8 protein-coding genes are annotated in these 7,840 nt (G+C 58.2%); 4 read left to right on the top strand and 4 right to left on the bottom strand.

The window, feature by feature from the left end; genetic code table 11:
• Positions 1-875 precede the first annotated feature (875 nt).
• The 4 genes from ACIREA_RS21465 to ACIREA_RS21450 form a co-directional block, all read right to left on the bottom strand.
• Entirely contained in the window at positions 876-1,373 is a 498-nt protein-coding gene (locus ACIREA_RS21465; RefSeq protein ID WP_397384402.1) for a hypothetical protein, read from the bottom strand.
• Positions 1,370-2,014 (bottom strand): anti-sigma factor family protein, encoded by a 645-nt coding sequence (locus ACIREA_RS21460; protein ID WP_397384400.1) that lies wholly within the window; start codon positions 2,012-2,014, stop codon positions 1,370-1,372. The genes ACIREA_RS21465 and ACIREA_RS21460 overlap by 4 nt, the downstream gene beginning before the upstream one ends.
• The gene (locus ACIREA_RS21455) at positions 1,998-2,609 is read right to left on the bottom strand and encodes a sigma-70 family RNA polymerase sigma factor (RefSeq protein WP_397384398.1); all 612 of its coding nucleotides are present in this window, start codon (positions 2,607-2,609) and stop codon (positions 1,998-2,000) included. The genes ACIREA_RS21460 and ACIREA_RS21455 overlap by 17 nt, the downstream gene beginning before the upstream one ends.
• A 92-nt stretch (positions 2,610-2,701) precedes the next feature.
• Complete coding sequence (locus tag ACIREA_RS21450) at positions 2,702-3,208, bottom strand: LysM peptidoglycan-binding domain-containing protein (protein ID WP_397384397.1); 507 nt, start codon at positions 3,206-3,208, stop codon at positions 2,702-2,704.
• 228 nt (positions 3,209-3,436) lie between these two features.
• Here ACIREA_RS21450 and ACIREA_RS21445 point away from each other — a divergent pair, with 228 nt between their 5' ends.
• The 4 genes from ACIREA_RS21445 to ACIREA_RS21430 all read left to right on the top strand — a co-directional run bounded on the left by ACIREA_RS21445 (position 3,437) and on the right by ACIREA_RS21430 (position 7,753).
• Positions 3,437-4,288, top strand: coding sequence for a sugar phosphate isomerase/epimerase family protein (locus ACIREA_RS21445; protein ID WP_397384396.1), 852 nt, complete (start codon positions 3,437-3,439; stop codon positions 4,286-4,288).
• A 33-nt stretch (positions 4,289-4,321) separates the two neighbouring features.
• Complete coding sequence (locus tag ACIREA_RS21440) at positions 4,322-5,728, top strand: Gfo/Idh/MocA family protein (RefSeq protein ID WP_397384395.1); 1,407 nt, start codon at positions 4,322-4,324, stop codon at positions 5,726-5,728.
• 133 nt (positions 5,729-5,861) lie between these two features.
• Entirely contained in the window at positions 5,862-6,890 is a 1,029-nt protein-coding gene (locus ACIREA_RS21435; RefSeq protein ID WP_397384394.1) for an SMP-30/gluconolactonase/LRE family protein, read from the top strand.
• A 68-nt stretch (positions 6,891-6,958) separates the two neighbouring features.
• The gene (locus tag ACIREA_RS21430) at positions 6,959-7,753 is read left to right on the top strand and encodes a ThiF family adenylyltransferase (protein ID WP_397384393.1); all 795 of its coding nucleotides are present in this window, start codon (positions 6,959-6,961) and stop codon (positions 7,751-7,753) included.
• The last annotated feature ends 87 nt before the right edge of the window (positions 7,754-7,840 follow it).

Here is a 7,840-nt window from a genome sequence, read left to right as displayed (position 1 = left end):
CCGATGATAGTATGGCGAAAGGCTATGCGAAAGTAGGACGTTGCCAGATTAAACATCATCCCGCATCTCGTAAGAGATGCGGGATTTTTTGTGCCCGCGTTCCGAGCCCAAAAAACATGCTCCGGCGTGAACGCTCAGCCCACGGCAGGCACGCGGAACGTGCTGAGCCTCTCGAATGACTGCGTGCGCTTGCTGAAGGCAACGCACAAAAACTCACCGGAGGAAAAAGCCGGCGCGCTCGGCGAATTAGGCAATGGAAACACGCGTCGTCGTGAGCAGCTGGCGCGCATAGTTCAGCCTCGCCTTCAGGGATTTCTCCACCAGGTGAGCCGCCAAAATGTCAGCGAAATTTGCACTCGAAGGCTGTGCGTGAGATCGGCACCACCTGCCGCACCGAAATGGTGCGTCTCGCCCCGGCCTGTCGCATACATAGATATCGGTTTGCGAAACTAATTTCCGGAAAGCGAGTGTGGAAACGCTCGGCGGCGGCTTGAGGACAAGCCGCCCCACCTCGCGCCGGGCGTTCGCATATCCAGCGTGGGTAGGGCTGGTTGTCCTCAACCAGCCGCCGTCGAAGCACATGATCCTCGATCAAGAAACAGCCTGCTAAACGGAAATGAGTTTTGCGAACTGCTATATCAGTAATTCCTAACTGTAGGGGCGACTCTAACCGCACAGGCAGATGGAAAAAGCACATCTCCTTCAGGCAGATGTTTGCGCATCGCCAAGATCAGGTGCCAGGTTTGGAACCTATCGTCATTTCCAAGCGTGATTCATGAGCCTTAGCGGCTGATTTGTACCGCGTGACTTGATCATTTTATGCTGATCGAAGCCTGCTGAGTCTTTGAACTGGCTTGATGCCCAGGTAGTTCCTTTTATTTGCGCTCCAGGAACAGAACAAAAATCAAACGTCCTTCTTTCCATGGCGGTCCGCCGATGAACAAGGGGCTGTCTTTGCGCAGAACGGCATCGCTTTTGACCAAAACCTGCTGCTCACGCCAGACTTGGAGGTGCAAATTCACCCCGCCTTTGTCCGCCGGGCCTTTGGAGTCAATTTTCATGAACAGATCCCGGGAAGGAACGACCCAGGATTCATATTCACGGAAGATGTCCTGCCGATGCTGGCCAAGGATTTCGAAGTGTTTGAATGGAAACACCTTCGCGAGGCGCTCATTCAGTCGGGGCAGCTCCGCGTGAATCGGCACTTTGGCGCCGGTCAGTTGGGTGGCATCGTTGGTGGCAAAAATGAGCGCGCCCCACACGTGACCTTCAGTCGCGTGATTGACTGAAGATACCACAGATGGTGGCTCCCCTTGGGCACTGGCAAAGGCTGTGCAGAGAACAAGAAAGAGCGCTGTAAGGATGGGCTTCATCCGCGAGGAGTGATCATGGGATTGCCTAGTGCGTCACGGGAAATCATGAGCACCGGAGTTCCATGTGCGTCGAACATCGTCGTTGAGGCCAGTTGAGGCTCCACTTCACTGCGCTGGATGTTGATTCCCGAGACTTTTCGCTCAGCCGGCACGGCATCCAGCCCATCAAGCATCAGGACGGTGGCATCTGCGGCACTGTCATGGTAGGTGCGCGCCTGCACGTGGGTGTTGGGGGTGTAGGAGCTGATGATCATGCTTTCCGAAGCGTCGCCCGTCGCAGGATTCATCAGGAAGAAGCCCAAAACCGCCAGGGCAGCAGTGCCTGCCAGTGCAAACCATGGCTGACGCAGCCATTGAAACATGGCACCCCAGCCCGGAGCGGCCTGCTTGGCGCGTGCTTCGTCCAGCGCCATCTGGGTGATGCGCACTTCGATCTGGGTGTTGAAGTAATCGGCGTGCGGTACACGCATTTCGGCGGGCAGATGGGCACGGATGTTGGTGCTCAGCTCGCGCATTTGCCGGGCTTCCTTGGCGAGCACGGGATCTAGCTTGAGGCGTTCCTCAAACGTGGTGCGTTCCGTTTCATTCATTTCGCCATCAATCCAGCGAATGAGGTCGTGTTCTTCAGATGGAGGTTTCATAAACGTCGTGGAGTTGTTCCTGAAGTTTCTTGCGGGCGTAAAACAGACGAGACATCACCGTGCCGAGAGAGCAGGGAATGAGGGCGGCGATTTCTTCATAAGCGAGCCCTTCGACCTCACGCAGGACAATGACCTGGCGGTGTTCGGGCGAAAGTTTGGCGATGGCGTCCTGAATACGCTGGCCGAGCTCGGCATTGCGCAGGGCGGCGTCGGGAGCGAGATCGCCCTTTGGCGTGGCTTCGGCACCGGCAGCAACGCGGTGTTCCGTGCGCTCGTCATCGAATTCACCATCGCCCTGGATCTTCTTCTTCCTGAGCCAGTCATAGCTGACATTGTGGGCGATGCGGTAGAGCCAGGTGTAGAATCCTGCATCATGCTTGAACGTCGGCAGCGCGCGCCATGCCTTGATGAAAGCCTCTTGGGCGAGGTCCCATGCTTCGGTTTCGTTCTGGATGAGGTGATAGGTCATGGCATAAATCCTCCCACGGTAGCGCGTGACGAGAACGTCAAAGGCCCGCGTGTCGCCTGCTTGGCTACGTTTGACCAAGTCGAGGTCTGAGACTTCGCCAGGGTCAGTCGATGCTGAGGCAGGCATGGATTATTGTTGGCGGAGGATTGACGGCCGTGACGTTGGAATTATTCAGGTCGCAGCACGTTTTGGAGCCAAAAAATGAGTCGAACGTTGAATCAGGGGATTTTCAGGGTCTGACCAAGACGGATCAGATCACCGCTGAGGCCATTGGCGGCCTTGATTTTAGCCACGGAAGAACCCTTTTTCCGGGCGATGGCGGAGAGCGTGTCACCCTTGACGACGGTGTATCTCGACCCGGAGGATTTTTTGCCAGTCGCTTTGGATTTCGAAGGGGTGGATTTCTTCTTCGCGCTGCTGCTGGATGCCGTGGACTTCTTGGGCGTGGATGAGGTGCTGGACGGAGTCACCTTCTTCGTACCGCTGAAAGAATAGGGATTCGCTGGGGGCTCCGGCGGCAGGGAGGCAGGGGCCGGCGGGGTCTGATACTTCGGCGTGGTGGAAGAGGCGTAGCCGCTCTGGCCCGGGTAAGGATTGTAGTGCCCGTCGGTGCCGTAGTTGGAGGCATAGGGGTCGCTGCTAGTGCCGCCGGATTTTTTTGTGTTTTCACAGGAAGCCAGGGCAAGGCAGGTGGCGGACAGCGCGATGAAACGAAGGGCAGTCATGATGAGGTGTGATTTCAGCCAGCAAACTCGCATGGCGGGAAGTCTACGCACTAATGAAATCGGGCGCATCCTTTTCAATGCCTAATTTGCCGCTGCTGAGCCTGCGCTGCGATTTCCCGAGGTTGGCGCAATAGAGGCAGCAGCCGGGGCGTTGTGCCTGACGAGGGAAATCTTCCGACACAGACCTTGCCAATTCGCCCGCCATTCCCTAGCTTCGCGTCCCACCCCATGAAAATCGGCTTCAATCTCCTTCTCTACTCCGGTCACATCACCGAGGCAAACTACCCCGTCATCGAAAAACTCAAGGCCACCGGCTACGACGGAGTCGAGGTTCCGATCTTTGATGTCAGCAATCCAGCCCATTTCAAAGGCATCGGCCAGGTGCTGAAGGACAACGGTCTCGAATGCACCGCTGTCACCGTCCTGCCAGATGAAGCCCACAATGCCATCAGCCCCGTCGCGGCAAACCGCCAGGGCGCCATTGATCATCTCAAGCGTGTGATCGAATGCGCGCACAACGCCGGCGTGCAGACTCTCGTCGGCCCCTACTATCAGGTGCTCGGCCAGTTTACTGGAGCCTTCCCATCGGAGGCCGAACTCGCAGGCGCTGCCGAAGTGCATCGTGCCATCGCTCCCGTCGCTGAAGCCGCAGGCGTGAAGTGCGCCATTGAAGCGCTCAATCGCTTCGAGGCCCATCTGCTCAACACCATGGAGCAGGCTGCCGCCTACGTGAAGCGTGTCGATCATCCAAACTTCGGCACGATGTATGACACCTTCCACGCCAACATTGAAGAGAAGAACCCACTGGCGGCCATCGACACGGTGTTTGCCTCCGGCAAGCTCAACCACGTCCACATCTCCGAAAATGATCGCGGCACTCCTGGCCGTGGCCACATCAACATCGTGGAGCAGATCAAGCACCTCAAAAAAATCGGCTATGACGGCTGGATGACCATCGAGGCCTTTGGCAGCGCTCTGCCAGACCTCGCCGCCGCCACCCGCGTCTGGCGCGATTTCTTCCCCAACACCGAACAAGTTTACACCGAAGGCTTCGCGCTCATCAAAAACGCGCTCGCCTGATTTGAAGCCATGTCACCCCAACCCATTCAACCCATGAACACACCGACCCCACCCCCAGCAGCGGCGACCTCCCGCCGCCAGTTTATCGGCACCACTGCCGCTACTGTAGCAAGCACCGGCCTCACAGTCGCCCAGTCCGCGAATGTTGCCGGCAGCGATGAAATCAAAATCGGCCTTATTGGCTGCGGCGGTCGTGGCACCGGCGCTGCCGGCCAGGCGCTCAGCACCAATCAGAAGGGCATCACGCTGCACGCTGTGGGCGACGCCTTCAAAGAAAAGGCGGACGGCGCGCTGAGCAATCTGCGCAACAAAGTCCCAGACAAGGTGAAGGTCGATGACTCCCGCATTTTTGCTGGCACAGACGCTTACCAGAAGGTGATTGATTGCTGCGATCTCGTCATCCTCACCACGCCTCCCGGCTTCCGCCCCTATCACTTCGAAGCCGCTGTGAACGCTGGTAAAAACATCTTCATGGAAAAGCCCGTCGCCGTGGATGCCCCCGGCGTGCGCAAGGTCCTCGAAATGGCCAAGATCGCTGACGAGAAAAACCTCAAAGTCGTCTGCGGCCTGCAGCGTCGTTACCAAAACTGCTACCGCGAAGCCCTCACCCAGGTCAAGGAGAACGGCGTCATCGGCGACATCGTCTCCGGCCAGGTTTACTGGAATGGTGGTGGCATCTGGTTCCGTGACAAGCGCCCAGACCAGACCGAACTCATGTACCAGCTCAACAACTGGTATTTCTTCACCTGGCTCTGCGGAGACCACATCAATGAGCAGCACATCCACAACATCGACGTGGCCAACTGGTTCCTTGGTGGTCATCCCATCAGCGCCCAGGGCATGGGTGGCCGCCAGCAGCGTGTGGACAAGAAGTTCGCTCAAATTTATGACCACCACTACGTGGAGTACACCTATGAAAACGGTGTCCGCATCAACAGCCAGTGCCGTCATCAGTCCGGTGTGAGCAACGCCGTGCGCGAAGAATTCACCGGCACCAAAGGCAAGATCTACCTCGACAACAGCGGCCGCTGCTATGCGAACAACCATAAGGGCGAAACCATCTGGAAATACCGCCCGGGTGGCAAGGATCCCGCATCGGCGGGCAAGGGAAATGCCAAGAAGCTGGATCCGGATCCATACCAGACCGAGCACGACACCCTGCAGGCCGCCATCCGTGAGAACAAGGCCATCAACAACGCCTACTACGGCGCTGAATCCACGATGACCGCCCTCATGGGCCGCATGGCCACCTACTCCGGCAAGGATCTGAAGTGGGATGAAGTGCTCAACAGCAAAGTGCAGCACATGCCTAACATCATCACCCCCGAGTCCGAAGCCCCGGTCAAACCCGATGGTGAAGGCTGGTATCCCGTCGCCATGCCCGGCTGGGCTGCGAAGGACTATGCCGAGCATGGCCGCCAGAACGTGGAGATCGTCTAATCACACAAACCTGGATCACTCCAGCCCCGGCTGCAGCCATGCAGCCGGGGCTTTTTTGTGTGCTTTCACCTCTGCTCTTGCTGCCAAATCTCTTGCCAATCGCACGTTCTCTTCGCTACAACCACCTTCTGCCATGAACACCAGCCGCCGCACCTTCCTGACCAGTTTCGCCGTTTCCGCCGCCACCACGACCTTGCTGTCCCGCGACTGGTCCGGCCAGACGCCCGAGCGCTATCCAGATCCCGATGTCATTGTGCTCGAGCCCGAGTTTGAAAAACTCATTCAGGGAAACTCGCCCATCCGCCGCCTGCACACCGGCATGCTCTGGGCGGAAGGCCCGGCATGGAACGGCAGCGGCAATTACCTCGTGTGGAGCGACATTCCCAACAACGCGCAGATGCGGTACCTGCCCGAAGACGGCCACGTCTCCGTGCTGCGCAACAACGCCAACAACAGCAATGGCAACACCTTTGATCTGCAAGGCCGCCAGATCTCTTTTGAGCACGCCACGCGCCGTGTCGTCCGCTACGAACTCGACGGCAAGATCACCGTGCTAGCCGACAAGTTCGAAGGCAAACCGCTCAACGCACCGAATGACGGCGCCGTGCATGCCGATGGCTCCGTCTGGTTCACCGATCCGGGGTACGGCAGCATGATGGATTACGAGGGAAACAAAGGAGAGCTGCTGCTGAAGGAGGCGGTGTATCGCATCGATCCGAGTGGTGAGATCAGCAAGATTACGGAGGATCTGGAGAAGCCGAACGGGCTGTGCTTTTCGCCAGATTACCAGAAGGTCTATATCGTCGATAGCGGCTCACCGAAAAACATCCGTGTCTATGATGTGGATGGGAAGAAGGTGAAGAATGGCAAGGTTTTCGTGACCAACAAAGGCATGCTCACCGACAAGGCTGCCAAAGGAAACTCCGACGGCGTCCGCTGCGACGTCGAGGGCAATCTTTGGGCCAGCGCCGGCTGGATCGGCGACGGCTACGATGGCGTCCACGTTTTCAATCCGGCAGGAAAAATGCTTGGCTACATCAAGCTCCCCGAAACCGCCAGCAACCTCTGCTTCGGCGGGCCGAAGCGGAACCGCCTCTTCATCACCGCTTCGCAGAGCCTCTATTCGCTCTATGTGAATACGCGTGGTGCACATCATTGCTGATGCGGCCAAACCGGGGACGGGATACCCCGTTTCCTTGATCTTGCCTGCTGACCACGCTAAACGAGCGCATGGATGAATCTTACACCCAGCGTTTCGGCGGCATCGGGCGGCTTTATGGAGCCGTTGCCCTGCCACGCCTTGCCGCAGCACACGTCGCCATTGTGGGTGTTGGCGGCGTGGGGTCATGGATCGTGGAAGCGCTGGTGCGCAGTGGCATTGGTGAGCTGACGTTGATCGACATGGACGATGTCTGCATCACCAACACGAACCGTCAGCTTCCTGCCCTGGCCCACACCATCGGTGTGTCGAAAGTCGATGTGCTGGCCGCACGCGTGGCCGAGATCAATCCCGCCTGCCGCGTGAACCGCGTCATCGAGTTCCTCACCGAATCGAATGCGGACCGACTGCTCGCACCGAACTTCGATTTCGTGGTCGATGCTGTCGATCGCACCTCGATCAAGGCGATCATCATCGCTCGCTGCCATGCACGCGGTTTGCCCGTCATTACTTCGGGATCTGCCGGGGGGCGGCGTGATCCCACTGGCATCAAAATCGCCGATCTCGGTCATGCCGGAGCGGATCCGCTGCTCCGAGGCGTGCGCCAGAGCCTGCGCCGTGATTATGGCTTCGCCAAAAGCGAGCAGGGCCGCCCCGTGACGATGGACATCCCCTGCGTGTTTTCCATGGAAAAGCCGGTGTTTCCGTGGGCGGATGGTTCCTGCTCTCTCGAACCCGAAACCGGTGCGGAAACGGGCCTCCGCCTTGACTGCGCCGCCGGTTTTGGTGCTGCGACGTTCGTCACCGGCACCTTTGGCTTTGTGCTTGCGGCGGAGGTGGTGAGAAGGCTGACGAAAGTGGGTTGAAGGATGGGGCCAGAAAGGCTTCATCATCGATTTCATCGACCAGACGGTTTAATTTTTGCACCGGAACACCGGGCGCAAAGACACCTT

It is taken from the genome of Prosthecobacter sp., assembly GCF_044373815.1.
GTDB lineage: Bacteria > Verrucomicrobiota > Verrucomicrobiia > Verrucomicrobiales > Verrucomicrobiaceae > Prosthecobacter.
Note: the sequence above shows the minus strand (reverse complement) of the source record. Positions and strands in the feature narration are given on the sequence as shown.

What these genes read in the sequence shown, in the direction of transcription:
- ACIREA_RS21440 (WP_397384395.1), top strand. Translation starts at nt 4,322, where the DNA reads ATGAACACACCGACCCCACCCCCAGCAGCGGCGACCTCCCGCCGCCAG.
- ACIREA_RS21435 (WP_397384394.1), top strand. Translation starts at nt 5,862, where the DNA reads ATGAACACCAGCCGCCGCACCTTCCTGACCAGTTTCGCCGTTTCCGCC.
- ACIREA_RS21465 (WP_397384402.1), bottom strand. Translation starts at nt 1,373, where the DNA reads ATGAAGCCCATCCTTACAGCGCTCTTTCTTGTTCTCTGCACAGCCTTT.
- ACIREA_RS21450 (WP_397384397.1), bottom strand. Translation starts at nt 3,208, where the DNA reads ATGACTGCCCTTCGTTTCATCGCGCTGTCCGCCACCTGCCTTGCCCTG.
- ACIREA_RS21460 (WP_397384400.1), bottom strand. Translation starts at nt 2,014, where the DNA reads ATGAAACCTCCATCTGAAGAACACGACCTCATTCGCTGGATTGATGGC.
- ACIREA_RS21430 (WP_397384393.1), top strand. Translation starts at nt 6,959, where the DNA reads ATGGATGAATCTTACACCCAGCGTTTCGGCGGCATCGGGCGGCTTTAT.
- ACIREA_RS21445 (WP_397384396.1), top strand. Translation starts at nt 3,437, where the DNA reads ATGAAAATCGGCTTCAATCTCCTTCTCTACTCCGGTCACATCACCGAG.
- ACIREA_RS21455 (WP_397384398.1), bottom strand. Translation starts at nt 2,609, where the DNA reads ATGCCTGCCTCAGCATCGACTGACCCTGGCGAAGTCTCAGACCTCGAC.